Annotated in this window: 21 protein-coding genes and 1 rRNA gene; 5 read left to right on the plus strand and 17 right to left on the minus strand. The window is 38.8% G+C overall.

The features are described 5' to 3' along the window. Nucleotides 1-367: ribosomal RNA gene (locus NC799_RS00005) — 16S ribosomal RNA — on the minus strand; the annotation flags it as partial. Between the two features lie 636 nt (nt 368-1003). On the opposite strand from NC799_RS00005, the gene NC799_RS00010 reads away from it, so the two are divergent. Beyond that, nucleotides 1004-1150 (plus strand): DUF4021 domain-containing protein, encoded by a 147-nt coding sequence (locus NC799_RS00010; RefSeq protein WP_272444264.1) that lies wholly within the window; start codon nt 1004-1006, stop codon nt 1148-1150. 184 nt (nt 1151-1334) lie between these two features. On the opposite strand, the gene NC799_RS00015 is transcribed toward NC799_RS00010, so the two are convergent. The 3 genes from NC799_RS00015 to NC799_RS00025 all read right to left on the minus strand — a co-directional run bounded on the left by NC799_RS00015 (nt 1335) and on the right by NC799_RS00025 (nt 5751). Beyond that, nucleotides 1335-2042: a hypothetical protein gene (locus NC799_RS00015; protein ID WP_272444265.1), complete on the minus strand. Its 708-nt coding sequence runs from the start codon at nt 2040-2042 to the stop codon at nt 1335-1337. 241 nt (nt 2043-2283) lie between these two features. After that, a complete protein-coding gene (katG, locus tag NC799_RS00020) occupies nt 2284-4467 on the minus strand; it encodes a catalase/peroxidase HPI (RefSeq protein ID WP_272444266.1) in 2184 nt (727 codons plus the stop codon). 816 nt (nt 4468-5283) lie between these two features. After that, nucleotides 5284-5751 (minus strand): hypothetical protein, encoded by a 468-nt coding sequence (locus NC799_RS00025; protein ID WP_272444267.1) that lies wholly within the window; start codon nt 5749-5751, stop codon nt 5284-5286. A 377-nt stretch (nt 5752-6128) separates the two neighbouring features. Here NC799_RS00025 and NC799_RS00030 point away from each other — a divergent pair, with 377 nt between their 5' ends. Then, nucleotides 6129-8123, plus strand: coding sequence for a LysM peptidoglycan-binding domain-containing protein (locus NC799_RS00030; RefSeq protein WP_272444268.1), 1995 nt, complete (start codon nt 6129-6131; stop codon nt 8121-8123). A 277-nt stretch (nt 8124-8400) separates the two neighbouring features. Here NC799_RS00030 and NC799_RS00035 read toward each other — a convergent pair whose 3' ends face one another. The 4 genes from NC799_RS00035 to NC799_RS00050 form a co-directional block, all read right to left on the minus strand. Next, a complete protein-coding gene (locus tag NC799_RS00035; RefSeq protein ID WP_272444269.1) occupies nt 8401-11301 on the minus strand; it encodes a glycosyl hydrolase 115 family protein in 2901 nt (966 codons plus the stop codon). A gap of 316 nt (nt 11302-11617) precedes the next feature. After that, on the minus strand, nt 11618-12757 hold the full coding sequence (locus tag NC799_RS00040) for a glycosyltransferase family 4 protein (RefSeq protein ID WP_272444270.1): 1140 nt from the start codon (nt 12755-12757) through the stop codon (nt 11618-11620). A 185-nt stretch (nt 12758-12942) separates the two neighbouring features. Next, nucleotides 12943-13710 (minus strand): alpha/beta fold hydrolase, encoded by a 768-nt coding sequence (locus NC799_RS00045; protein ID WP_272444271.1) that lies wholly within the window; start codon nt 13708-13710, stop codon nt 12943-12945. Between the two features lie 16 nt (nt 13711-13726). Continuing rightward, nucleotides 13727-15268: an FAD-dependent oxidoreductase gene (locus NC799_RS00050; RefSeq protein WP_272444272.1), complete on the minus strand. Its 1542-nt coding sequence runs from the start codon at nt 15266-15268 to the stop codon at nt 13727-13729. Nucleotides 15269-15453: 185 nt separating this feature from the next. Between NC799_RS00050 and NC799_RS00055 the strand changes: the two genes are divergently transcribed. Then, a complete protein-coding gene (locus tag NC799_RS00055; RefSeq protein ID WP_272444273.1) occupies nt 15454-15627 on the plus strand; it encodes a hypothetical protein in 174 nt (57 codons plus the stop codon). Nucleotides 15628-15731: 104 nt separating this feature from the next. Here the strand turns inward: NC799_RS00055 and NC799_RS00060 are convergent, their stop codons facing one another. Next, nucleotides 15732-16652, minus strand: a complete 921-nt coding sequence (locus NC799_RS00060; RefSeq protein WP_272444274.1) for a glycine betaine ABC transporter substrate-binding protein — start codon at nt 16650-16652, stop codon at nt 15732-15734. A gap of 272 nt (nt 16653-16924) precedes the next feature. Here NC799_RS00060 and NC799_RS00065 point away from each other — a divergent pair, with 272 nt between their 5' ends. Further along, the gene (locus NC799_RS00065) at nt 16925-17485 is read left to right on the plus strand and encodes a GbsR/MarR family transcriptional regulator (protein WP_417006655.1); all 561 of its coding nucleotides are present in this window, start codon (nt 16925-16927) and stop codon (nt 17483-17485) included. A 180-nt stretch (nt 17486-17665) separates the two neighbouring features. Here NC799_RS00065 and NC799_RS00070 read toward each other — a convergent pair whose 3' ends face one another. Continuing rightward, nucleotides 17666-17905: an indolepyruvate ferredoxin oxidoreductase subunit alpha gene (locus NC799_RS00070; RefSeq protein WP_272444276.1), complete on the minus strand. Its 240-nt coding sequence runs from the start codon at nt 17903-17905 to the stop codon at nt 17666-17668. Nucleotides 17906-18125: 220 nt separating this feature from the next. Here NC799_RS00070 and NC799_RS00075 point away from each other — a divergent pair, with 220 nt between their 5' ends. Beyond that, nucleotides 18126-19316 (plus strand): M14 family metallopeptidase, encoded by a 1191-nt coding sequence (locus NC799_RS00075; RefSeq protein ID WP_272444278.1) that lies wholly within the window; start codon nt 18126-18128, stop codon nt 19314-19316. A gap of 54 nt (nt 19317-19370) precedes the next feature. On the opposite strand, the gene NC799_RS00080 is transcribed toward NC799_RS00075, so the two are convergent. The 7 genes from NC799_RS00080 to NC799_RS00110 form a co-directional block, all read right to left on the minus strand. Then, nucleotides 19371-19937, minus strand: coding sequence for a histidine phosphatase family protein (locus tag NC799_RS00080; protein WP_272444279.1), 567 nt, complete (start codon nt 19935-19937; stop codon nt 19371-19373). A 226-nt stretch (nt 19938-20163) separates the two neighbouring features. After that, complete coding sequence (locus NC799_RS00085) at nt 20164-20367, minus strand: DUF6501 family protein (RefSeq protein WP_272444280.1); 204 nt, start codon at nt 20365-20367, stop codon at nt 20164-20166. Between the two features lie 255 nt (nt 20368-20622). Next, nucleotides 20623-21588, minus strand: a complete 966-nt coding sequence (gene msrB / locus NC799_RS00090; RefSeq protein WP_272444281.1) for a peptide-methionine (R)-S-oxide reductase MsrB — start codon at nt 21586-21588, stop codon at nt 20623-20625. 86 nt (nt 21589-21674) lie between these two features. Further along, a complete protein-coding gene (vrrA, locus tag NC799_RS00095) occupies nt 21675-22388 on the minus strand; it encodes a VrrA/YqfQ family protein (RefSeq protein WP_272444282.1) in 714 nt (237 codons plus the stop codon). A 349-nt stretch (nt 22389-22737) separates the two neighbouring features. Beyond that, entirely contained in the window at nt 22738-22986 is a 249-nt protein-coding gene (locus NC799_RS00100) for a DUF2584 family protein (RefSeq protein ID WP_272444283.1), read from the minus strand. 93 nt (nt 22987-23079) lie between these two features. Then, nucleotides 23080-23463, minus strand: a complete 384-nt coding sequence (locus NC799_RS00105; RefSeq protein ID WP_272444284.1) for a DUF5365 family protein — start codon at nt 23461-23463, stop codon at nt 23080-23082. A 300-nt stretch (nt 23464-23763) separates the two neighbouring features. Then, nucleotides 23764-26871 carry an AAA family ATPase gene (locus tag NC799_RS00110; RefSeq protein ID WP_272444285.1) on the minus strand — a complete coding sequence of 1036 codons (3108 nt, stop codon included), beginning with the start codon at nt 26869-26871 and terminating at the stop codon, nt 23764-23766. Nucleotides 26872-26874: the final 3 nt, after the last annotated feature.

Genomic DNA, 26874 nt, shown 5'->3' on the forward strand with positions numbered 1-26874 from the left:
AGGAGTCTGGGCCGTGTCTCAGTCCCAGTGTGGCCGATCACCCTCTCAGGTCGGCTACGCATCGTTGCCTTGGTGAGCCGTTACCTCACCAACTAGCTAATGCGCCGCGGGCCCATCTGTAAGTGATTGCTCCGAAAAGCCATCTTTCAACTCACATCCATGAGGATATAAGTATTATCCGGTATTAGCCCCGGTTTCCCGGAGTTATCCCAGTCTTACAGGCAGGTTGCCCACGTGTTACTCACCCGTCCGCCGCTCGGTCCACTAGCGTCACCCCGAAGGGATCAACTAGTTTCACGCGCTCGACTTGCATGTATTAGGCACGCCGCCAGCGTTCGTCCTGAGCCAAGATCAAACTCTCCAATAAATGAATGAGTTGATTTACTCATAAACTTGACTAGCAATTGTATTTCTAATCTAGCTTCGGCTCCCAATAGCTAGCGTATAGTTAATCCATCATTTCGCACTTGAAGTTCAAAGTGCTACATGCTGTCTTATCTATCCGTACGCTATTAAACAGTCGCCTACACTTTTTCTTTAAACATACTGGTTGTTTTGTTCAGTTTTCAAAGATCAATTGTGTTTCTTTTCGCTTCATCTCTCAGCGACATTTATTATCATACCACGATAATTCGCAGAAGTCAATTACTTTCTTTTTTCATTCTTTACTGCTTCAAAAAGCGACTTAATCAATATATCATTTCACTATTCATAAGTCAATAACTTTTTAAAACAATTTGGTATCTCTGACGCTTGCCACTTACCTCGTGAAGCAGCTGAACCAATATACCATGATTTAATTATTTCCGTCAACACGTTTATAAAAGAAATAAATAGAAAAAAGAATACAGACCTTTTTTCGCAGAACTAATTAATCAATAACTTTCTTTCATATAGTAGAAAGTGTTCCATGGGCAGATGTTTACTGTTCAACTAATAGTCATAAACCTACACCGTATATTCAAGCCACTCTAACGGAATATTAATGAAGAGGTGATAAACCATGACAAAACGAAAAAATAGTACCAGCAAAAGTCAACTAGCTAAAGCTGAAGAGAGGCTTGGGTTAGATCCCGATGAACAAGCGATGAATGGTGCTTATGGGATGGTAGAAACAAAAGAGGAAGATCGTGCAAATAAGAAAAGCTAAAGCCGCGCCTTCCTTGCCCAGCCTAAGGCAAGCTTAAGTAGAAAATCTATGAACAGTACTAGTGGATGGTTAGCTGCTTATTTATGAGGGAATTTCACAATTTCTTAGGGAAATCAAAAAGTCATGCACTAGCAACGGTAGCAGTGCATGACCATCATTGACTTGGTAAGTTATTTCTTCATATTTACTGAATAGTTGATTGTTCACTAACTTGGAAAACATACGGAAAGGCGATTACTTTTTGGTTTATTTTAAATTCTGCCCAAAGCTTGTAAGTACCACTTTTATTAAAATGCGCTTCGAAAACTGTTTCCGTTGGGAACTTCGGATGCACATGAATAAATTGCAGTAATTTTTCATCTACAATAACGACATGACCTAATGCTCCGAGATAAGGATCAGGAGTTACACCATCAATATCAAAACTAATGGTTACTGGTTCTTTTACAACAAAGGGGGTTGTAGTTAACTCGATTTTCTGCCCCTCAATCACTTTGACTCGTTGATCATCTGTGCGTAAATGTTGGTCATTATGATTAGCGCTATTGATTGGTATAGGCTTTATCTTATAATTTTTCCCTTCTACTGATATATCAACAAATGCTTTATATGCTGTTGTGCTCGCCAGTTTTATTTCTGTTTCAAATCGGTGCTCATCTGTTTGATCCGGGTGCAGGTGATAGAATTGTTCTAAATCATCACTAACGACGATGAGATGAATCATTTTTTCATGATTTTCTTTTAATTTAACTGGTTTTTTCTCCATATCTTCTATATAAACAGTTAGTTTGTTTCGATCATATGTTACTTCAACATTTACTTCGTTTGGCATGTCCATCATGTCGTGATTGCCATGATCCATGTGGTGACTATTTTGGTGATGTTGTTCCATCAGTTACCCTCCTTATTCACTACCTTCCTTTTCCTTATAATTTAACCGAAGTTGTAAAAAATATTAATAGGATCATTTATCATTATTGGGATCGATTCACCAGACTTTCGCTATTCCTGTCAAAATATCTATCAAGGTAAAAATAACGGAAAAGCAACAGACTATCCGAAAACCATCTCACATTAAAATAAGGTACTTTCCACAGACAAATGTCCGTAAAAAGTACCTTGGCAAACAACAATTAATTAAGATCAAAACGGTCTGCATTCATTACTTTGACCCAAGCGTCTACAAAGTCACGCACAAACTTCTCATTGTTATCATCTTGTGCATACACTTCAGCAAGCGCACGTAGAACTGAATTTGATCCAAAGACTAAATCAACTCTAGTTGCTGTACGCACTACTTCACCAGTTTTCCGGTCACGTCCTTCATATATACCACCTTCAATTGGCTTCCACTCAACACCCATATCTAGCAAGTTAACAAAGAAATCGTTTGTAAGTGTGCCTACATTTTCTGTGAATACACCGTGTCGAGTACCTCCGTGGTTTGCACCTAAAACACGCATACCACCAATAAGGACAGTCATTTCAGGAGCAGTTAAGCCTAGTAGTTGTGCCTTATCAACTAAGAGTTCTTCAGGACTAACGCGATACTCCTTCTTTTGATAATTTCGGAAACCATCTGCAACAGGTTCTAGTACGGAAAATCCTTCCACATCCGTTTGCTCTTGTGTCGCATCGCCTCGACCAGGTGTAAAAGGTACCGTTACATCAAAGCCGGCGTCTTGGGCGGCTTTTTCGACTGCAGCACTTCCGCCTAGTACAATCAAGTCAGCGATGCTAACCTTCTTATCTAAGTGACTTTGAATTTCTTCCAATACGTCAAGCACTTTTTCAAGATGTTCCGGTTGATTCACTTCCCAGTTCTTCTGTGGTTCTAACCGGATACGAGCACCATTTGCACCACCGCGATAATCTGAACCGCGAAACGTATTTGCTGAAGCCCAAGCAGTTGTAACTAACTCGCTAATGGTAAGACCCGAGTCTAAAATCATCACTTTTATTTTTTCAATTTCTTCATCACTTAACTCGTAATCAACGGTAGGGACAGGATCTTGCCAAACAAAATCCTCCGCTGGGACTTCCGGACCTAAATATCTTGCTTTTGGCCCCATATCACGGTGCAATAATTTAAACCATGCACGAGCAAAGGCGTCTGAAAATGCTTCTGGATCCTTATGGAAACGACGACAAATTTTTTCATATTCCGGATCATGACGGAGCGCTAAATCTGTCGTAAACATCATTGTCTGAACTTTAACAGAGGAATCTGCAGCATCCGGCGCGAGATGTTCCAAAGCAGGGTCAACAGCTAGCCATTGCCATGCACCAGCAGGACTCTTTGTCAGCCACCACTCGTAACCAAACAATAAATCAAAGTATCCATTATCCCATTGGGTCGGGTTAGCGGTCCAAGACCCTTCTAAACCACTAGTGATCGTATCACGACCGTTACCGCTACCGTATGAACTTTGCCAACCTAAACCTTGTGCTTCAACCGGAGCAGCTTCTGGTTCTGGTCCTACATGAGCAGCATCTCCAGCACCGTGAGCCTTACCAAACGTATGACCGCCTGCAATTAAAGCAACCGTTTCTTCATCATTCATCCCCATCCGCCCAAAGGTCTCGCGAATGTCACGAGCAGCAGCAATCGGATCTGGTTTACCGTTTGGACCTTCAGGATTTACATAAATAAGCCCCATTTGTACAGCAGCAAGTGGATTTTCAAGTTCACGATCACCGGAGTATCGTTTGTCATCTAACCATTCTTTCTCAGATCCCCAATAGATATCCTCTTCTGGATGCCAAATGTCTTCACGTCCTGCTCCAAAGCCAATTGTTTTACCACCCATGGCTTCAATGGCAACATTGCCCGTTAATACAAGCAAATCAGCCCAAGAGATTTTATTACCATACTTTTGTTTAATTGGCCAAAGTAGACGACGAGCTTTATCCAAGTTACCGTTGTCAGGCCAACTATTCAGTGGAGCAAAACGCTGGGCACCCGTTCCACCACCACCCCTTCCGTCTCCTGTACGGTATGTACCTGCTGCGTGCCATGACATCCGAATGAAAAGCGGTCCATAATGCCCGTAGTCAGCAGGCCACCATTCTTGACTGTTTGTCATTAATTCACGAAGATCTTGCTTAAGCGCATCGTAATCTAGTTTTTTAAATTCTTCCTTATAGTTGAAGTTTTCACCCATTGGATTTGATTTTCGGTCGTGTTGACGCAGAATATTCAAGTTCAACTGGTTTGGCCACCAGTCTCGATTTGACGAAATACTAGCACGATTACTTGTAACACCACCGTGTGTAACCGGGCATTTTCCAGTGTTTGCAGTGTCATTAACATCCATATAATCTTCTCCCTTCCAGTTTAAGAAAATTAACTATGCTTCTTGCTGCTAGACTTACAAACTGGTTGTAAATAGTTATAATTATTATAGTAAACTATTAATTATTTGAAAAGAATTATATCTAATAATTCACAATAAGTTCAAATAAATAGCAGTCATTTATTAGCAAGGCACAGAAGCGCTGTCGTTGGCCAACCCTTGATGAGTGGCTACAGCGCCTAGCCCCTCGGGGTCTAGCAAGGCGCTTTCGCTTTTCTTACCGGTTACCTATGCTCGGAATAATTTCACGCAGTAGATAATATTCTATTCAATGAAGTGTTTCGCGAGACCTTAAAACAAATTTTCTTACGTACTTTAGAAAATATATGTTTAATGCATATAAAAAGAAGTAAGAAATGCCGGACAATAGTAAATTCCATCTTTTATATTGATATACATCGAATAAATCGGAAATCCATTCCAATCCCATAGTAATCACTACAGCCAATATTAGGTATAGCACCTTCAGTTGACGTGGGACGAAAGTATGAATGTACATAAATAAGAAACCTGAAATTGGATAAATAAAAAAATAAATAAACATATCCATTATTTCAAATTTTGGATCATCCATTATGTCATAACAATCTAAAATATCCCCCGCCAATATTTGATCAAAAACAGAAGATAAGAAAAAGTTGAAAAGCAGAATCAAATAGGTCTCTACACTAGAAAATTTTCTTGGTAGAGAGAGAAAAACAGAAACCATTAAAAATCCAACGCACAAAACATAAATTTCATTAGCATCAAAGTGTTCCGGGAGTAATAACATGCGCCTTATACCCTTTCCTCAATCACTTTAAAAAAATTATTGAAACCAATAAATAGTACATAAATAACAAACATTTCAGTAAAGCCAATAAAAGCATTCCATTTTTCAATCGAAAGTACGCCGGCAAAGTTATTTGCGTACGTAGTAGCAATGAAAAGCGATGCCCAAATTATAGTTAGATAAAACGAAAGTAAACGCGTTGTACTCCTATAAAAGTAAATGAGCCACAGAGTTATGATTGGAAGAATAATTAACCGATCTAACTGTAAAATCGGAATCACGATCCCCGCTTCTTTAAATGTAATTAATTCCAAGTTAAGTGCAACGATATTATTGGAAATTTGCATGATCGAGGCAATCGTTAAATAATAGACTACTGCCTCTATTTTCTTAATCTTTTTCCATAACATCTTCACAGTCAAGATAAGCAACACAGACAAAACTAGTTTGATTACTAAGTAAAAAGTTAACATATACACTCCTTTCTAAGAAAAGCGCAGGCGCCTTGCTAGACTAAGGCAGGTATAAGACAAGACCTGACGTGACTGCCTTGCCACAGAAGTGAAATACATATATTTACATATTTTTAGATTCAAGATTCCTCTCCACACTTCTCGTGAATAACCAATTAAGTTGACATTACCGCTTAATATGACTCTTTATTACACTATGTTTGGCCTTTTACAAGCAATTTATCCATGTAAACAGCAAAGGTACTAAATCCTCACGTATCAGTACCTTGTATTGTCTAATCATTCCCATTTTCCCATTAATTTCAGATTGTTATTATACATATTTTTGCTTATGCTTAGTAAGGTTTATAAAATCAATGTAAAGCAGGTGTTAATAGTTGAAAACAATCAAACATGCGATTATAACAGTTTTATTCTTATCAAGTCTTGTCATTAGTTCTACTGTTTCTGCGGCTACTGATAATGAGCCACCAGAAGTTTTAAATATGACACTATCTTCAACTAAAATAGCCTATCAAGGAAATTCAGTTCCCGGATTTGTAAATATATCCCTTGAAACGAACGAACCAACGCGTGGTTATATACTCGCAGTACGCGATGATGGCGTCCAAGCTAAAATAAATCTTAGTACGACAGATTTTAAGACGACCCATTCAGTTAATTGGGTACCGTGGGACGATGAAAAAAAAGCCCCACTTCCCGCTGGTACGTACCGATTAAAAACATATTTAAATGATGCTGCCTACAATTCAGCGCAAGGATTTCCTGTTGGTCAATTAGTTATTGTCAATGAAACAAATCCTAAATCTTTAGTTACAGTTAACTCGATATCAACTACAACCATTTCACCAAAATATGGTGTAAATGAAGCTTTGACAAAAGTGACGTATGAATTAAGTCGTCCGACAGAGGTTCAAATAGCAATAAAACGTAACAATGAGACTGTCTATCAAACAACGAAAACGAAACAAGACGCTGGCATTCAGTCGTTTGAATGGAATGGAAAAAGCACAAAGGGAGCCCTACTTTCAGACGGGGAATATGACGTTGTTTTTAAAACAATAGAAACTGCTTATAATTATCCATCCACTTCACAAACGATTCAAAAACTAGGCAACATCACAATTAATAATGGAGATACTTCTATTCCAATGAGTAAACTAGAGGAAATCGTGAGCAATGCTACTTTTGAAACGGAAACGCTTGAAAGTGGAACTAGTATTTCTGCTAGTATTACAACAAAAGAGGTTGCTAATATCCGCGTCTATATAGCAACGGAACTCGGTACACATATGAATATTGTGTATGCACCGACAACAGAACTACAGCCTGGCACACATACTTTTAGCTGGGATGGCAAGGATATGATGGGGTCTAAAGCGCTTAACGGCAAGTATTTTATCAAGGTAAGTGTTGCCGACAGTACTGGCTCGAGCGGTTATATTACAGTAGGTAACCCAGTGACTGTGACTGGCGGAAAGACTATTGTTCCGCTGCAACCAGAAAAACAAGTTAGAGTAACTGCTGCAAAAACGGGGTTACAAGCATATCCTAACAGCCAAGGAGCAGAAGTCTATCAAGGTGATGTTCTGTCTTTAGTTGCTTTAGAACCTACAGATGGCTATTATAGTGTTCTCCTAAAAGGAGTTCCTGCAAAAGTGAAGGTAGCGGACGTGGAAATGATTAATACCGAAGCTACACCAAGCGTTCCAGTTGAAGCACCTACAACAACTAACTATACCGTTGTCAGTGGTGATACACTTTGGAAAATTGCTTCCAAGAATGCAACAACAATTAATACCCTTGTAAACACAAATAATCTTGATGTTACAATTCCACTAAATATTGGCCAAGTATTGCAGGTGCCAAAGCTAGTGGACAACGAGCCTACACCTGAACAAGTGACTTATGTCGTCCAACCAGGAGATACCTTGTGGAAAATTGCTCAGAAATACAACGTCACTGTAAATAATCTACTTGAAGTAAACAGACTGACTAGCTCTGATTATTTATCTATCGGACAGAAATTAGTTATTCCAACTCAAGTGTCAACAGTTCCTGAACCAAACCAAACGATCTATGTCGTCCAACCAGGAGACACACTTTGGAAAATTGCGCTAAAATATGGCGTGACTGTAACGGAACTTCAAAGTGAAAATAATTTAAACGCAACAAGTTATTTATCTGTTGGTCAATCGTTAACCATTCCAACTAAAATGGAACAACCCTATTCAACTTATACCGTTGTAGCAGGTGATACACTTTGGAAGATTGCAAATGCACACAAAGTAACCGTTCAGCAATTAGTTGACTGGAACCAATTAGATCTAGCAAAGCCTATTGATATTGGCCAAACACTTAGGGTAAACTAACAATAGGTCAGGTACCGAAAATGGACATGTGTCCATTTTCGGTACCTGACCTTTTTCGCTTTTTGTTTACTTTTTTATAAAAATAGGAAACAATAACAAAGTCCAAGAGCTGTCTAGCTCCGGGCGCCTAGACCCTCGAGGTCTTAAGCAAAAAGTCTTTGTGGCAAAGAGCTCCACATAGATTTTTTGCTTAAGCTTGTCGGGTCTGAGCAAGGCGCCTTGTGCTTTTCTTGCTGTCTAGCTCCGGGCGCCTAGACCCTCGAGGTCTTTTTCTTGTTTATTCCCCTACATAATAAGTCTCGGGTGGTCCGAGATAACTAGTTGCGGGTTGCTTTCCTTCTTTGTAGATGACTAGCTTTTCCAAAACAAAGCCTGGACTGATCGGATAAATTCTTAGCGTATTTAAGCCAGCTTTACACTGTATACGTGTACGATGTTTATGGATGTTATCAAGTACTCCGTTTGCCCAATTTTCATCATCGACCCGATATCCGTCTGGAAGTACATTTATCTTGCTTATTTTATCTTCGTTTACCTGTACACCGCAGAATAACGTTCCATCGTTTCTAACTGGATTAGACGGCTGCATATACAATTCCACCTCATAATCGAAAGCATCCGGTACGACGACATGGTATTCAAGATACGGTGCGTCCTCACCAGGAGTGAAATAGTCAGTAGTCGGGAAAGCCTTTACTCCGGATAGTGTCTTGCCGTATTGCTCAAGGACTTCAAACCAATTTGTATTGCCGTCCTTATTCTTCGCTTCCTTATTAAACGCATAATGTTCTGCTTCTATCGAAATGTATCCATTCGTATCGATAAACGTCTTATTAGGATAAGCGCTCCATTCAGCCTCAGCCTGTGTTACTTTGACAATAAGCGTACACGTGCCGACCGACATCTCGACGACAATACTACCTTCTGTCTCGCCGTTCATCGCACCACGATCGATGTTTACATGAATAACTTCTTTTGTTTTTTCAACGCCATCTAAGCTACCGCTCGTCTTTGAACATGTTAACCACGTATTGTTGCTCGTAATGTTATATTCTGCCTTTTTATCGCTCAGACTAGCAATCGTAAATGACGCTTCTTTGATATCTGGTCGCATGAAATCATTTAAGTAGATCGTATTGTTATGCCATGCAGGACCCTCGGTGTGCTGTTTGGTGCCATCGACCGACACGACCAATCTTGGTTTATTTGCAGGCCATACATTCATTACTACCGGATTCTTGTTTCCCTCTTCATTCCAGTTAACAAACCCAATATGCTCAGAAAGTCCCATTCCGTACCATTTGCCATTATCAATGGTATGATACTGCTCGACCAATTCTTGATCTCGTCTCAAACACGCCTTAATTTGTTCAGCCAGTTTGTTCGCTTCCATTTTCCCTAGTCTAGCATCATAATTATTTTTCCCTGTAAGCAACCACATTTTTTGTACATTCAAAGTTCCAACTGCCGGATAATAAACCAATGAAAAATAAGTAGAAAAATCTGCTTTATTCACCTTCTTGTATAGCTCTTCTGCACTATTCAAGAGGTAATCGATACGCTGTAATGTCTGATCTGTTTCCTTGTAGTTGACTGGATGATAGACATTGACATTCATATGTTCAGGCCTGCGATTATGGGCAATCTTCGTGTACCCAGTGAGTAACTCAAAGATTTTTTCCTTATCTGCGTCAGAGAAAATTCCGCCAAACTGTCGATTAATCCACTCGCGCGTATACATGTCCGTCTTATTGACAGCATTTGTTCCCCATTTTTCAAAATCATAAGCCAAATCTAAAAAATAAGATAACGGGAATTCTTGGGTAGCAATATCCCCCACATTGACAATCCAAAGATCACGAACGCCAAAGTCGTACGCCAAAGTCATCTGTTCCCAAACTTTCGGTAGGTAAGAACTGTTTATCCATTCATAAGATATTGGCCCGCCATGATAATCAAAATGATAATACATACCATAGCCGCCTTTATGATCACGCATTTCTTCGGTTGGCAATGTCCGTAAGTTTCCATGATTATCATCACAAAGCATTAGAATAACATCCCTGAGCTCCTCTGCCCCCATTAATCCAGGTGTATCCTCATCCCCATAAAAGAATGGCTCCACCTCTTTATATAGCGCCAACATTCTTGGTGCTTCTGATAGATTAGGATTAACATGGTCTTGGATTAGCTGATTTTGTGTCTGGATAACATCTTTTAAATAGGCTATATTATCAGCAAGTGTAGCATCTTTTCCCATAATTGAGGTGTCTTGTTCTCCGCGCATACCAACGGTGATGACGTTTTCAAATTTACCACTACGTTTTAAGCCGTCTTCCCAGAACGTTGTAATCCCTTCTCTATTCGTTTGAAAGTTCCAAGCGTCTCCATAGATGGAATCTTTACCACGTAGATATTTATATTCCTCACCATAACGCAAGCAAGGTTCATGATGGGATGCACCCATGACTACTCCATACTCGTCGGCGAGCTCCGCATTCTGCAAACCAGGCCCTTCGTCACTAAATCGCGCCGACCACATCGCTGGCCAAAGGTAATTCCCTTTTAAGCGTAATAGCAGTTCAAATACATGCTCGTACATCTTTGCATTAAAACCACCAAAGTTTTTCATTGTCCAGTTACCAAACGCTGGCCACTCATCATTGATAAAGAAACCACGAAAACGAACAGATGGCTCTTTCGATATGTATTTCAAATCTCCGCTTAAAGAAAATAGTTCTTTACGCTCTGGTTTTACACCAGACCAATCGACAAGTGGTGAAACACCAAGCAATTCAGATAGATGGAAAAGTCCGTAAATGGTTCCACGTTTATCACTTCCTGCGATTACTAGTGCTTTTTCTACCCCTGCAAACGGATGATCAATCACCTGAAATAAATAGACCTCTCTTTTTCCTGTGATCCAAGCCAAATCAATCAACCGCTTCTCTGCTAATTCTTGAAGAACCGGACTGTGCGCAACAGTTCCATATAAAACAGCACATTTTCCTAACGATTGGCGGTCCGCAGTTGCTTTTGGGGCATATCCGAAAACAAGTTCTAGGTCATGCATCACCTTTTGGGCAATTTTATTTACACCACTGAAAGCCTCTTTTTCCTGATAAAATAAAGAACTGGATGCATCGTTCAACATTTCTTGATTAATGATAAAGTCCATAAACAATTCCCTTCTCACTCATGTTCAGTTAAAGTAACAAATCTATAGAAAAGATCTGAAGGAAGCGCTTAAGAATGATTCCAACTAAGCTAGCGTTACTTTAACTCTATTACAAATAATAACATATTCTGCTTCCCCTTTTGTCAAATGTCTACTTTTAGTTATGGACTTTAAGGAACACTTCTAAGCATTGACATCGCAGAAACAAGTGGTTTTCTTGTTCAGGGGCAAGGCGCTTCCGCTATTCTTTTCAAAATAAATCTCAATACCCGATCACCAAAAAGGATGATTCTAGGATATTGAGACTAATGAATGGTTATCCTTGTTCGACTAATAATTGAATATTGTTATACTCCAAGGTTTTTTCATAAAATTGCAGCAATTGCTCGGACGGTTTTTGCCAGCTATGTTTTTCCGCTTCCTTTCGAGCATTTATTTTTAATTGATGACAGGAAACTTCATCTGCAAGTTTATCGACCGCAGCAACGATGCTTTCCGTATTTTCATTTTCAAACAAAATTCCAGTCACACCGTCTTGCACTTGTTCGATTGTCGGACCACTTTTGGCAGCGATAACGGGTAGACCAGATGCCATTGCTTCCAATATTACTAATCCCAGCGTTTCTGTTACAGAAGGAAAAACTAACGCATCACTAGAAGCAAACGCTTGTGCTAATTCTCGACCATGTAAGAAGCCAGTAAAGTTTGTATTAGTACCAAGAAACGTCTGTTCTAATTCTTCCCGGGCTGGACCATCTCCAACAATTGCCAGACACACATCATCTCTTTGTTGTAGGAGTGGCTTCAGCTTGTGAATTTCTTTCTCATGGGCAAGTCTCCCAACAAATAACAATAATTTTTTATCCATTTGCCCTTTCGATAAACGTTCCCGCATGTCTTTCTTGTACTGGTTTGGATGATATTTCTTGATATCTACCCCTCGCCCCCACACGTGAACATTAAAAAAGTCCTTCTCAACAAGCTCCTGATGTACAGCCTCTGACGTACATAAGTTGATATCTGCTTTATTATGAAGTTTACGAAAATACCCCCAACATAAAGGTTTAAGTAGATTTAATCGATAATAATCAAAATATTTCGGTACGTGGGTATGATAGGAGGCGAGCAATGGAAATCCAAGCTTTTCAGCATAATATACACCACTTGCCCCGATAAACGCCGGATTAACTACATGGACAATATCTGGATTGTGCTTCTGTAAGAGTTTCTTAACGGTCTTTTGTGGAAGTGCGAACGGACGATAGCTATAAAAAGGTAAGGTCGTCGCCTTTACCCCTTCCACGATAGCACCTTCAAACTCATATACCCCTAAGTCTGGTGCAATTACTACCACTTCATGATTTTGTTTGCGTAGGTATTTAATTGCTTCGGTAAGCCTTGTTACTACTCCATCTGTAGATGGTAAAAAAGTCTCTGTAATCATTACTATCTTCAAAACATTATACTCCTTTGCCTATTTCCAGGAAATGGGACTATTTGTCTTTAAACCCTAATAGGTACTGCTTCTTTTGCGGAAGGTTGACTTTGTGCATCGTTAACCTCTACCAATCATTATAAATTATCTTAAACGAATTGGAAAACAAAAGCTAACAATACACCTACTAAAGCAGGATTCCCGAATTATCTCGGGTGACCTTCAATGAAATTTCGAACCACATGGTTAAAGGCTTGCCACTTTTTCGTAGGTACTTGATGGGAAGTATTTTTGACGATAGCAATATCAGCCTGCGGGCAAACATCATAATATTTCTTATGGGCGTTTATCCATGGTGAATATTGTCCATACACATTTAATAATGGTACCTTAATATCTTTTAGAGCATTTAAACAACTGTAATGATACGTTTCTTGGTAAAACTGTAACCAATTTCTAATGTTACTTTTCAAAATATGCTGATAAAGATTTTCACGATATACTTTCGATTTTGCATGGCTTATTGCAAGAACCTTGGCTAACGCCTCATTTGATGACTTTAATACGTTCATTCCTAGGATATATTCCAATTGCAGTGTTCTTGTTAAAACCTCTGGGTAACCACCAGACAATATCACTGCTTTTGTTCGGTCAGGATACGTTAAAGCAAAATGCTGGGCAACCATTCCACCAGCAGAGTACCCGCAAATAATTGCTTTATATATCTGTTCTTTATTCAGAATCATGTTAATTTCATCTACGTATTGGTTAATGATCCCCGCGTCTCCTGTAAATGGACTAGAGTCTCCATGTCCACTAAAGTCTGGAAGGATGATTTGAAAGCGATCACTAAGACGTTTTTGATAGTCAAACACTTTTCTGCCCATCCCCGGCGGATGAATAAAAAGAATAGGTGTCCCGTTACCAAGCAACTCATAAAAAACTTTCCCGCCATTAATATCGATGTAACTCATGCTACCCTCCCTCCTTTCATTCGTTTGTTTCATACGTTTGAAGTGGTTGTTGTGCTGGCCCCTCGATCACTTCCCCGTCAATCGAAAAACGGGACCCATGGCACGGGCAATCCCACGTTCTCTCACCCGAATTCCAATTCACCTCACAGCCCATGTGGGTGCAAGTTGTATCGACAATATGGGCTTTTCCCTCTTTGTCTCGGTATACCCCTGCTCGTTTTCCCTTGATACGAACGACCTTTGCATCATCGTTTTGAACATCTTCTATTTTGTTTGTAGTAAATTGTAACTTACCTGATATAAGCTGTTTAGTGACGTCCGCATTGATACTGGCAAATTTCCGTAAATCCGGATCTGCATGAAACCTTGACGGTGTATAAAGTTCTAGGTAAGGGTTGTCTTCCCCTATTATTACATCCGTTAAAATCATCCCCGCTATCGTGCCACTTGTCATTCCCCATTTGTTAAATCCTGTTGCGATTAACACCTCAGGTTGGTCTTTAGCAACATAGCCAATGTATGGTACTTTATCGATTGTTGTTAAATCTTGTGCAGACCAACGATATCGATATTCTTCTATTCCGACGAGTTGCTCCGCAAAACTTTCTAATGCCTGATAATGCTCCATGGTTGGTTTTCCTTGACCTGTTTTATGATTCTCCCCAATCACTAACCATAATTCTTCGCCATTGATTAGCGTTGACCGAAGTGATCGTGGTGGATCTTCTGCATTAATGTACATTCCGCCTGGGAATTTTTCATTTGCTTTCAATGCAATGACGTAGGAGCGGTGTGGGTACATGCGAGCAAAATAATACCCTTCCCCGCCATAAAAAGGGAAATGGGAGGCAGCTATGACACGATCACATTTAACTCGGTATCCGTCACTCGTAACAATAGCAGGCTGTGTTCCGTTGTCAACATCAGTAGCTGTCGTATCCTCAAAAATTAAGCCACCATGTTCCTTTATATAATCAATAAACGTTTTTAAATAGTTTAACGGGTGGAATTGTGCTTGATTTTTCATCACAATCGCATTTTTAATCGGGATGTTAAACGGAATTTGTTCAACAATTTCTCCATCGATTCCTAGACGGCTGTATGCTTTTAGCTCCTTTTCAATTTTGGATACATATTGATCGGAATTCGTATAAACATAAGCATCCTCCCTTGAAAAATCACAGTCGATGTTATGTTCAGTAATTCGGTCCTTGATAAATTGCATTGCATCCGAACATGCTTGATAATACAGCTTAGCTTTTTCTTCACCAAAATGTTGAATGAGTTCATCATAAATCAAGCCATGTTGTGCAGTAACTTTGGCGGTCGTATGACCTGTCGTTCCGTTTAACAGCTTAGATGATTCGAGTACAGCTACTTTTAGTCCTTTTTTTGTTAATAAATAAGCAGCTGTTAATCCAGTAATTCCACCGCCCACTATTCCAACATCGACTTGAATAGTTTTGTTTAGTTTAGGAAATCTCGGTAAGCTCACAGACTCTCTCCAAAGCGATTCAGGGTATGTAGGTCTGTCATCATTTTTAGCGTCGTTTGCCATTTTTTTGCCTCCAATAGTCATGTAAGTACCCTTATTATTGGCAGGATGGCTGTTTTCATGTAACGGAAAAATTATTTGGATAATAAAGAAGAATGTTGGTGGCTACTTGGAGGTGGGAAAAGAAATCTGTTAATTATCTTTTGGCTATTTTAGGTTAAATTATTAGCAGGAGGTGCGAAAAGAAAATGAATGAAAAACAATTCTTTGACGATGAAGCTAGAAACGAATCGAGCACTCCTTTCTATGCTATTACGAATAAAGCAGTCGCGATAGAAAACGACAAGCGCCATACTGACAATGCTCGTGCGACAGCAGCTCGAGAGCAAGAGTTTCCGCGAATCAACACCGATAATCTATAGCTTTCTGAGCGAACAAGTTGATACATCAGTAGTTATTTCCAAACACCAAAACAATCCTCCCTATTGTAAGGGAGGATTGTTTTTAACTATCCAAAAATCGTTTTTTATTCTGCAGGTTCTAAGTCCTCAATAGAATCAATCTCCATGTAGGATGGTACTACTAATCCAATCTTAGCACCTACTAAGTTTTCACCGAGGTCTTCAAATTCACCCTCATACTCTTCATAAAAGGAAGCATGTGTCTGAGGCATCCACGGAGCAAGCGAAGCATCACCGTCTCCTGTTGCAATTGCTTGGAACATTATCGATGGGTCGACTGGAGTTAGCTTGACTTCATATCCTTGTTGTTCCAATACTACTTTTGCAACATTGGCTGAAGAACGTTCTGTATCCCAAGGAGTTAATACTAATTCGATTGGCGTAGCATCAACAGGCTCTACACCTTCTGTCCACTTACTAACGGTCTCCTGGTTTTCTTCGACCCACTGTTTTGCAGCATCTTCAAATTCCATTTCTTGAGCAGCAAGCATTACTGATTCCATGTCTTCTGGTTCCCATTTAAATCGATCAAGAATCGTATAAGCCTCAGGCATATCTTCTTTTAAACCCTTTCTGACAATGGTTGCAATATGCTCTACACCACCAAAAACACCTTCAGGGTCTTCTAAATACTTTAAATCCCATTTAGCAAACATATAATGAGGTGACCACCCTGTAACAACAATTGGTTCCTCATTTTCAATAGCATTTTCAAGTGAAGTTAACATTCCAGCTGTTGATGATTTTTCATGTTCCCAGCCTGCAAGGTTATCATATTCAGTTAAAGCGTTATCAGTTGCTTGAGCAATGCCTGCACCAGGCTCAATACCTGTAATGGTGTAATCTATTTCTTCACCAATATTAAGCTTGTCTTCTCCGCCACCTTCTGCATTCTCTTTACTTTCTTGACCACATCCAACTACTATAAGAGATAAAGATAGCACAATTAAAAACCCTACTTTTTTCCAATTGAAAAAATCAACCATGTAAAAACACTCCTTTTTATTTTTATATTGATTATAAATCCTACTGCTCAACTAGGCATTTAGCCTTTGGACTTATTCATTATATCTTGCGTCTTTATCTTGCCACAAACCGCAAACATAATGTTAACAGTTTATATTAAACATTTAATATGTATTAAATGTAATAAATGTTCCATTTTTGTAAAAATCCTCTCATTTAATACAAATAGCTGAGCTTTACTTTTTTTTGATGAACAGGTAGTCTAAACTTACGGAAAAGCACGTTTAAGGATGTGAGACAGTTGAAAGATATCGATGCATTAGAACAATCGAGAGCAAGAGTGATTGAAGCAATTTCACAAAATATGACCCTGTACGGAGTCACCCCCTCCATTGGACGGCTATACTGTCTGCTTTTCTTCTCAGACAGGCCTCTTACACTGGACGAAATGAAGGATGAGCTTGGGATGAGTAAAGCAAGTATGAGTCTTGCGGTTAGAAATTTACTTGATTTAAATATGGTGGAAAAGGCTTGGGTAAAGGGTGTAAGGAAAGATCTATATGTAGTCAAGGATGATCCGTATCAGCGCTTTTTTGATTTGTTTATTACGAAATGGCAACCGGCCATCCATACCAATACAAAAGCTATTGAAAAAACAATTAATGAGTTAGAAGAGTTACTTGCTGATTCTGATACTTCGAGCGAAGTACGTAAAAATGCTCAAGTTGACATTAAAAATCTTCAAAATTGGCTTGAATATTACGATTGGCTTAGTAGACTGATCAACAGTTTTCAAACAAAGGAGATTCTTCAGTTTTTTCCAATTGAAAAGAGGATGAACACGGACGAGTGAACCACTTTAGGCCTATCTGCTAATGATTTAAACAATACGCGTTATAACTAGCATAGCTACAATAAAAAGCCGCTAATAGGTTATCATTAGCGGCTTTTTATTTAAGATACAAAAGTATAAAATGATCCAAGAGCTGTCTAGCTCCTTAGCGCCTACCCCCTGCGCTTTTCTTGTAACGATTTATTTTTCTTCGAAGAACTTTTTATTTAGAGCAACATATTCATGCTCATTATCTGGAACTTCATCTTCCATATAAATCGCTTCAACTGGACAGACTGCTTCACATGCCCCACAGTCAATACAAATGTCCGGGTCAATATAAAACATATCTTTTCCCTCTTCTATACAATCGACAGGGCAAACCTCAACGCATTCGCCTGCTTTTTCTTCTTTACATGGTGATGTTATTACAAAAGCCAAGAAAAATTCCTCCTTTTAGTCTAAACGAGACAGCAAAGCTTGTCTTGATTGTTCATCAATTAACATTATAGCTTATTTTTTCAAATGATTGAAAGTATTTTTCCTTTTTTCTTCAAAAGCTTTTTCTTAGTATAAACGATAAAAAATCATCTCATCCCTATTAACTAATTGGACGAATGGTACATATAGTACTTGAGAGAAGCTTAAAAGGAGGGCTTGTATGGAAATTAGCGTTCGACAAGGGGATTCGATATGGCACTACAGTCAATTATTTGATATCCCGGCAAATTTAATTATTGATTCAAATCAGTCCATTAATCCCAATCAATTAAGTATTGGGCAAACGATTGTCATTCCCGGATTTGTCACAACGACATATAAAATACAAAGTGGTGACACTTTCTGGTCGATTGCCCAAAAAAGAAACTTAGCGATAGATGCATTGAAATTAGTAAACCCAACGGTAAATCCTACTATGTTAAGCATTGGTCAGACCATCAACCTACCAGTTCGGGTGACATGGAGAGTGGTAAATGGGAAGGAAAAATATGACTATACGAAATTCCAGGAAGATGTTCGTGAACTTCTGAAAATTTATCCCTTCCTTCTAGCTGAAACAATTGGAACATCCGTAATGGGAAAAAATATAACGGAGCTAAGAGTAGGTAAAGGGAGTAAAAGGGTTCACGTAAACGGTTCTTTTCATGCAAACGAATGGATAACAACGCCTGCTATCATGAGCTTTCTTAACGATTATCTGTTAAGCATTACCAACCAAGGTACACTTAACTCGGTTAATCTCGAATCTCTATACCAAACAACCATGTTATCCTTAGTTCCAATGGTTAATCCAGATGGAGTCAATTTGGTATTAAATGGTCTACCTGAACAAGAACCGTACCGGAGTGAGGTACTTGCATGGAACAACGGGAGTCGGGATTTTTCCAAATGGAAGGCAAATATTCGTGGAGTTGACTTAAATAACCAGTTCCCGGCCGGATGGGAAATTGAAAAAGCAAGGAAGCCCAATACTCCAGGCCCAAGAGACTTCCCTGGTACCTATCCATTATCCGAACCAGAAGCACAAGCAATGGCGAATCTTACCAGGACAAGAGATTTCAAAAGAGTAAACGCATTCCATACCCAAGGTCAAGTAATCTATTACGGATTTAATGACCAAGAACCACCTATTGCTGAAGTAATCGCTAATGAATATGCTAATGTTACAGGGTACCAGCCGGTCAAAACGGTGGATAGCTATGCTGGTTACAAGGATTGGTTTATCCAAGAATGGAGAAGACCCGGTTATACCGTTGAGTTTGGTCGAGGTTTAAACCCACTTCCCCTCTCCCAATTTAATGAAATAGCTCGTGCGGCACGAGGCATCATATTAGCAAGTTTATATATGTAGGGCACAGGTGCTTAGCTTGGCACCCTGGATTCTGTCCTGCAAGAAGAGGGCGCTTTAGCTGTTTGCGCTCTTTTCCTCCCACAATCGTTGGACAAGGTAGCCATCCGGTGTTATTTCCACCATAAACACATCAGGATTTGAAAACTGTTTCCACTCGTCAAAACCATAAGATTTTTCAAATTCATTTAAGAGAATAGCCAATAAATTCCCATGCGTCACTAACACAACATTATCGTGTTGGTTACTTTCCAATGTATCTTGTACAATAGAAAAAGACCTTGCTAACGCGTCATTGCTAGATTCCCCACCTCGCAAGCGAAAATCAGGGTCTTGAAACGATTGTTGTAAAACATCTAACCAATCATCAATAGGTTCCTCGCTTAATAACCTTTCTTTCAGACGTTCATCAGTTTCAACCGATACATGATGGTTATCAGCATAGGGCTTTATACTTTCAATGGCACGTAAATAAGGGCTAGAAATAATTCGGTCTACCGGATAATTAACTTGCTCAAGGAAATCCGCTAACACTCTAGCCTGTTTTATCCCTTCTCTTGTTAATGGGGAGTCACTATGTTGACCTTCTGCATTACAATGACGAATTAAAAGCAGTCTTTTCACTTCATCATCTCCTAATAAACCGGGTATATAAGAAAAGCGAAAGCGCCTTGCTCAGACCAGGGTCTAGGCGCTGTAGCTAGACAGCTCTTGCATTTTTTATACTTTCTTACCTTATATAAAGACAAACACAAGTTATTTTTCCCTTAATTTAGGCAATCCATTCCTACTTTTTGGAAAATTAAACCTAATTTCTGTAATTCTTAAGTCTATTTAGCGTATGCACAAATTATAATTCTTTAAAATAATCTTTTTTAAATCCACCAATTCTCTTAGAATTATCTATAATAAAATAAAATTCCTCTGTTTCATTTTTCACATCGTAAACTTGTCCAGGTGTTAGAACTGTATCGACAACAAATTTTTTCGCATTTGCATGAACACATTCAATTTGTTTGATTGTTTTATTTGTTTCCCAGTTTTTATGAATCATGAAAACAACCCCTATTCTTTATATTCAAATCTTATTATCTACTCTATTTTAACATGGACGGTTCACAAAATAAATTTTTTTCAAGACTGTTTCCGTAAAAATTGTTGCATTTATCTCCCTCGTCGGACGTCAAAACCAATCAAAACAAAAAGCCTTACCGATTGGTAAGACTTTAACTAGAGTTAAAACTCCAGACTATCGACTTAGATAACAGCTTCCATATAAAACACTGGTGTCAACTGCAATCCGATCGTTTCATATATTATCAAACATATATAGAAACCGACCATACCCTTCTTCTTCCATTTTACTTTTTGGTACAAAACGCATCGCACTTGAATTCATGCAGTATCTGAGTCCACCCTTGTCTTTAGGTCCATCTTCAAACACGTGACCTAGATGGGAATCTGCCTCATAACTTCTTATTTCGATTCTTCTCATTCCATGAGATGTATCTAACTTCTCTGTTAAATGATTACGCTCAATTGGCTTAGTGAAGCTTGGCCAACCACAACCAGCATCATACTTATCAATAGAAGAGAACAGAGGTTCGCCGCTAATCACATCCACATAAATCCCCTCTTCAGCTAAATCCCAATAATCATTTTGAAATGGTCGTTCCGTTCCATTTTCCTGGGTTACATGATACTGAATCGGAGTTAGCTTTTGTTTTAATTCTTCTTTGTCATACTGTTTCATCCAATTTTGCTTAATAAAAGCTTCCCTCCCAGACCCTTTTTTATATAATCGATAATGAAATGGTTGCTTTTTGTAGTAACCTTGGTGCTTTTCCTCTGCAGGATAAAACGTTGATACTGGCACAATTTTTGTAAAAATTGGTTTATCAAATTTGCCACTAGCTTCTAGTTGTTGTTTCGATTCTTCAGCTAAATCCTTTTGTTCTTTTGTATGATAAAAAATTGCCGTTTGATAGGATTCACCTCTATCATTAAACTGACCACCTTGGTCTGTTGGGTCGATTTGCATCCAAAATAGCTCTAACAGTTTCTGATAAGGAAAAATAGTAGGGTCATAAACGATTTCAACTGCTTCTAAGTGACCAGTCGTATTAGAGCAAACCTCTTCATATGTTGGATTTTCTTTGAATCCGCCTGTGTATCCAGATTTTATCTGTTTAATCCCTGGCTTTTCGTCAAAGGGTTCAACCATACACCAAAAGCATCCCCCGGCAAACGTTGCTTTTTCATAGTTTACATCCACGAACAATGATTCCTCCTAATAAAATAATTGAGTCATTGTCTTATATTTAACGTCAACAGAGGGAAAAATACAAATAGTATGCATAGTTAGACAAATATTTTCGGTGTGGAGACACCTGATTTTTTTGCTTTCTTTTTTTTAGGTTTGTAGTTTTGCTTTAGGTCTGTTTCCATTTTAAAAAGGTCTTCATTACTTTGTTTATGCTTCTTTTTTTGTAGTCCTTTTTGTTTTGGTTGTTCTCCCTCATCCGCGATGGCCGTAACAAATTCATCCTCGGACCAATCGTCTAACTCATCATTTACTGTCTCTTCATTTTCGCTTTCTTCTATATCTAAATCATCCGTCAAATCGCCACTTTCGTCATGGTTGTTACTCTCCTCATCCTCATCTTCAGCTTCTGCAAATGCTGTTAGCATAGAGACCATGGTAGGGATATTTTTAATCATCGGTCCGTACTCGCGAATCATTGGAGTCGCTTGCTGCGCCATGTTTAGCACGTGTTGAAAGTTAGCTAATTTATCGACAAATCCCCCACCACTAGTTTGAGCACTTGCTACTGCACTCGGAAAATTCCCACCAGGGTGTGGTGCTGCATTCGATGATGATTTAAAGAAACGTTGAAATATTCCTTTTAAACCTCCACCACTAGTTTTTTGTCCGATTGGTTGCCCCATTTGTCTGGGACCACCCGCCTTTCGGGCAGGGAAATTTCTACCGTTAAATGATGGAGGCTGCCTAAAATTATTCCTTGGAACTGGTGGCTGACGGTAACCTGGTTGATTTCGAGGTGGTGAAAACATAAAATCCCTCTTTTCTCTTTTAGTCGGTACTATAGTGTACGCCGCTTCACGGAATAAGTGTGTAGGCGATTGTACCAACAGGCAAGAGAACTGGAACTAGATTGCTGAAGTTTTGAATTTTTTATTCAGCTATTATAATCAATCCAATTGTTCCACTAACAATAATTCAACATATTACTGCCGCAAGCAAGAAACCCTTCTTTCGTTACGAGACTGAATCTTAGCTTCCATTATAAGCTTTTTCTTGCCAAAACTACCGAATCACTTATGGCGATTTCATGAAAATAAATATTTCCCGGGCAAGCGCATAACCTTACATTATTCGATGTTGCTTGCGCTAATTTTGTCGTTAATTGACATTAAACAAAGAAAGTAGTTGATATTTGCAAATAGTCTTATTATCTTTCCATGTTAACTCCACAATCTTGCCGCTTCCTATTTGGTCTGAACTAGGGTGCCTTGTTATTTCGATCAGCTGATTAATTGGAAAAAAAGTGTACCCTTCAAAACTTAATTCAAACATATTGTTCGTATTCTCCAGACGCTTTTCTTTTCCCTGGGTTACAAGTCTCCACTCAATTGAAAGAGGCATAGACATAAACAACCCTCCAAATAGTCTTTTTCTTTTATTATATCCTACGCAAATACATTTTGCTTTAGTAATATAAATTTTTACAGAGATTGTTACGTATTACATGTACAGTGTGTTTTGATTTGCAAATTCTTCTGTATTTACATCTGTTTTAAAATCGACCAACTGAAAAGGGAAATCAATCTGGTATTTTGATAGAATCGAAGCATTTTTATGAAACGCCCCCGCATACCCATCCATTTCTTCCTCTGACTTTGATAATTCTTCTAGGATCGTTGAAATAGTTTGGATCGCAGCAGTTACTTCCATAATTTCGATTAAATTTAATTCTTTTAGATTAGGTACGTCCATTAAATTAAATTCCTTTAGCTTCGTTATGTATTCTTCAGAAAAAAACGCCGGAAAAATGGTTTCATATAACTTGTTAATTAATTCTTTCACGTACAATTGCTGTTCAGGGGTTGATGCTGTTACTACTTTCATAATAGCACTCCTTTTAAAATATGGACGGCTGTTAAAACTTGATTTCACAAGAAAAGCGTAAGCGCCTTGCTAGACTAAGGCAGGCATAAGACAAGCCCTGACGTGGCGGTCTTTGCCACAGAAGGGATTGACTTATGACCCTGAGGGGCTAGGCGCTGGAGCTAGACAAAGAAAAGCGTAAGCGCCTTGCTAGAAAAAACAAGAGGTCCCCCTCACCAAAGACGAGGGGACCAACTATTACCTTACTTTACTATAACACGTACAGGGAAAGTTTTTTAGGTGAAATTATTGGCAAAAATACTAACATACAAACTTCGCACTCGAACCTTTAGGTGACGGTGTAATCTGTAATTTTGCATGAATTTCTTCTTTCAACTGTGGTACGTGAGAAATAATCCCTAATACCCGGTTACTTTGTTGTAATCCTTTTAGACAATTAATCGCCTGCTCAAGTGATAGCTCATCTAAGGTACCAAATCCTTCATCAATAAATAACGTCTCTAATTGAACACCACCGGCATGCGCTTGAACAACATCAGCCATTCCTAGCGCTAAGCTTAGTGCAGCCTTAAACCCCTCACCACCTGATAGCGTTTTAACCGAACGTTGTTGTCCTGTATGATGGTCCAAAACTTCTAAATCCAAACCACTTTGTGCTCCTCTTTTAGCCACTTGATCACTACGGATTAACTGGTACCGGTGCTCGGTTAATTGGTCTAATCGGATATTTGCTTGCAATAATATTTCGTCTAAGAAAGAAGACAATACATAACGCTCAAACGATAGCTTTAAATGATTTTCACCTCTTGCTAAATCTGCTAGTTCACCAATATCATAGAATTGCTTTACATAGAGCTGGTAGTCTTTTTGAAGTTCTTCGAGTTTTTGTTTTGATCGTTCATGGCTCGTAATGCGAATGGTAACTGTTTGGATCGCCTCACTAGTTTTCTCCACCATCGTTTCTAGCTCGTTAACTCGCTGTTCTAGCCCTGATAGATCTGGTTTCTGCTTATCCTTTAAACTAGTTGCTAAAGCTTTCAACTGAGAGGAGACAAATTCTTTTTCCTTCTGGTATGTTTCTAGCTCCTGCTCCAATGCTTTCTGTTGTTCATTTGATAGCTTAGATGCTTGGTACTCTTCCTCTGAATGAAAGCCTGTTTCGATAATTTTAGTCTTGTATACATGTGTTTGGTCTTCATATTTTGTTTGAAAGCTAGCTAAAAACGATTTCAATTGCACTTGTACTGTTTTAGCTTCTTGTAATTCACCTGAAATCCGGCTATATAGTTCTTGAATCTTCTCCCACTCTTTTATTTGCTTGTCATACGCTAGTATGTTGTTACGTATTTCTTGTTCTAGCTCTGCTAAAGAAAGAGATGGATCTCGTAACGATTCGAGAATTTGGTCTACTTGTGCTTGGATACGGTATTCGGTTTTGGCGATGTTTTCCTTTAGTTGTTGATAATGCTCCAGCTGTTCTTCTTGTTCTTTTCGATTTGTTTGTAGCGTCTTTCGTTCCTTTATATAATCATCTAACTTCTTTAGCTCACGGCTTAGCTCATTTTTTTTATTACTTACTTGGTCTATTTCGGTCTTTATTTTCGTTAGTTGCTCATTAATTCTTGGCTCATCTAATTCTGGAAGATTATTACTAAATTCTAAGTGAAGCTCTTCGACCGTCTTCCGAAGCGCCTGCCCATCTGATTTCACTTGTATATAGACGTCCTGCCAACGTTTTAGTTCCTGCTCCTGTTCTTTTATTCGATATTGCACTTTCTTTATTTGCTCTTCAGAAACAGACGGATTGTGTTCTTTCATCGGGTTTGGGTGCTCCTTAGAGCCACAGACAGGACAGGCATGCCCCTGTTCAAGCTGTTTGGCTAAAAAGAAAGCATGATGCTGTTTTTGCTTTTCTTCCAATATATTTAACTCATCTTTTTGATTGGCAAGTTTAGCTTCAGCCGCTTTGAACTGCTGACTGACTTGACTAAATTCTTCTCTTAACTTAACTAGTTGTCTCGTTTCTTTTCGTAACTTTTCTAACTTTGTGTACGTATCCTGCAACACTTTGGCAGATGCCTCTAACTGATAGTAATCTTTTGTCGATTGATTCTGATTAGCTAATTCTTTTTCGATGAAATCAAGCTTACTTGCAATTGTGTTGGATTGTTTTTGAATGCGCTCAATTGTTTGATTAATTACTTCACTTTCTTTTCTTGTCTTTGCAACGTCCGTTTCGAGTTCTTTCAATTGCTTTAGCTTGTCTAATTGCTGCTTTTTGTTTGCAATTTCTTCTTTAAGCTTTTCGCGCTTACTTTCGTTTTCTTTCTCCTGTTCATACGCTTGTTGGACTTGCTCAGCTTTGACTGTTAATTTCTCGATTATTTTTGACTGGTTGGTAACTTTCTGTTGTTGGTCGTGCCATTCTTTTTTACGGTCCTCTACTTGTATCTCAAACGGTACAATTAACTGGGCTTGTTTCGCTAGGCTTACTTGTGATTGCTTCACTTCCATTTGCTTTGTTTGTTCGTCCAGTTTTGTTTGTTGTTTGTTTAGCTGCTCCTGTTGGTCAAACAAGGTAACGAGCTGCTTACCTGCATACAAGTCATTTTGGGCGGCTTTTAGTAACTCTTTTTCCTGTTTCAGTTTGTTTTGCCATTCTTTCTTTTCTACCTGATCACAGTCTATTTCTTTCGCCAATTTTACTAGCAATTCTCCTGTTTGGTCTTCTTCAGACCTTTCGTAGTGCACCCAATCAATTTTCGCTATTTCTTGTTCCATTTTCCATTCTATATTTTCAATCCATTGTTTTAATTCTTTCGCTTGCTTCTTCAGCTCTTCTGTAATCCGTTGATAAAAATGAGTTCGAAATATCTTTTGAAGGATTTCTTCTCTTTCTTTACTATTCTCTGAAATTAACTTACGGAATTCACCTTGCGGAATCATGATCATTTTTCTAAACTGTTCATAATCGAGGCCTAGTTGGTCTTCAAGAAATTCATTGACATCTTTTATCTTTGATGAGATAAGTTGCAGTTTATCATCGTCTACTTCATATAATTCCGCGCGGGCTGGATCATCGGTATATCCATCCCCTCGTTCTTTTCGCTTCTGTTGCTTTGGATATCTAGTCACCTGATAGATTTTTTCTTTCAACCCAAAGACGAACGTAACCTCGGTCGGTTGATCGATTGTTGCAAAGTGACTTCTTAAAGAATCTTGATCTCGATCACTTCCACTAGCTCGACCATATAAGGCATAACAAATAGCATCGAAAATAGTTGTTTTTCCAGCACCTGTTGGACCAGTTATTAGAAAAATAGATTCTTCACCTAAATCACTAAATCTAATGGTCTGTTTCTCACAATACGGACCAAATGCTGTCATTGTTAATGATATTGCACGCATGGA

It is taken from the genome of Aquibacillus salsiterrae, from assembly GCF_028416595.1.
Classification (GTDB): domain Bacteria; phylum Bacillota; class Bacilli; order Bacillales; family Amphibacillaceae; genus Aquibacillus_A; species Aquibacillus_A salsiterrae.